This is a genomic window from Pseudooceanicola sediminis (assembly GCF_003575965.1).
GTDB classification, from domain to species: Bacteria; Pseudomonadota; Alphaproteobacteria; order Rhodobacterales; family Rhodobacteraceae; genus Pseudooceanicola; species Pseudooceanicola sediminis.
This window is the reverse complement of record NZ_QWJJ01000048.1, coordinates 1-1,196: the sequence shown is the minus strand read 5'-3', so window position 1 is coordinate 1,196 and position 1,196 is coordinate 1. Positions and strand designations below refer to the sequence as shown.

Genomic DNA, 1,196 nt, shown 5'->3' with positions numbered 1-1,196 from the left:
GGGCTCGATCCCCGGGGCCCTGTTCGCCAAGCGGTTGATCGAGAAAATGCCAGGCCTTTCAAGGGTCTACTACAACAACTCCGGCTCCGAGGCGAACGAGAAAGCCTTCAAGATGGTGCGCCAGATCGCGCACAAACGCTATGGCGGCAAGAAGCACAAGATCCTGTTCCGCGAACGCGACTACCACGGCACCACCATCGCCTGCCTCTCTGCCGGGGGCCAGCCCGAACGCAACGCGCAATACGGCCCCTTCACCCCCGGCTTTGTCCAGGTGCCGCATTGCCTGGCATACCGCGCCCATGAGCAAGGCCTTGAAAACGCTGCGAACTACGGCGAGCTTGCGGCCAATGCCATCGAAGAGGTCATCCTGCGCGAAGGTCCCGACACCATCGGCGCGCTCTGCCTCGAACCGGTGACCGCCGGCGGCGGCGTCATCACCCCGCCCGAGGGCTACTGGCCGCGCGTGCAGGAGATCTGCCGCAAGTACGACATCCTGCTGCACATCGACGAGGTGGTCTGCGGCCTCGGGCGCACCGGCACCTGGTTCGGCTATCAGAACTACGGGATCGAGCCGGACATGGTGACGATGGCCAAGGGCGTCGCCTCGGGCTACGCCGCCATCGCCTGCCTTGTGACGACCGAGAAGGTCTTCGAGATGTTCAAGGACGACAGCACGGACCCGCTGAATTACTTCCGTGATATCAGCACCTTCGGCGGCTGCACCGCGGGCCCGGCGGCGGCGCTGGAGAACATCCGCATCATCGAGGACGAAGGCCTGCTGGACAATACCCTGGCCATGGGCGCGCGCCTGATGACCCGGCTGGAAGAGCTGAAGGACAAGCACAAGGTGGTCGGCGACGTGCGCGGCAAGGGGCTGTTCTGCGGCGCCGAACTGGTCGTGGACCGTGCCACGAAAGAACCGGTTGCCGAAAAGCTCGCCCAGCAGGTGGTGGCCGAATGCGGCGCGCAAGGCGTTCTGATCGGGGTGACGAACCGGTCGCTGCCGGGGCGCAACAACACGCTGTGCCTGTCGCCCGCGCTGATCGCGACGGCCGACCACATCGACGAGATCGCCGCCGCCATGGACGTGGCGCTGACCCGCGTCTTCGGCTGAGTCCCCCACCCCCTCTCCGCCTCGGCAACAAGCGCGGAGAGGGGATTCGAGCACGTCGGTATCAGGGCGGTGTCGGAGCGGT

Annotated in this window: 1 protein-coding gene; it reads left to right on the top strand. The window is 65.8% G+C overall.

Annotated elements, in window-relative coordinates; all coding sequences use genetic code 11:
* A partial coding sequence (locus tag DL237_RS20405; RefSeq protein ID WP_119400802.1) for an aminotransferase family protein occupies window positions 1-1,114 on the top strand: 1,114 nt, incomplete at its 5' end.
* Window positions 1,115-1,196 lie beyond the last annotated feature (82 nt).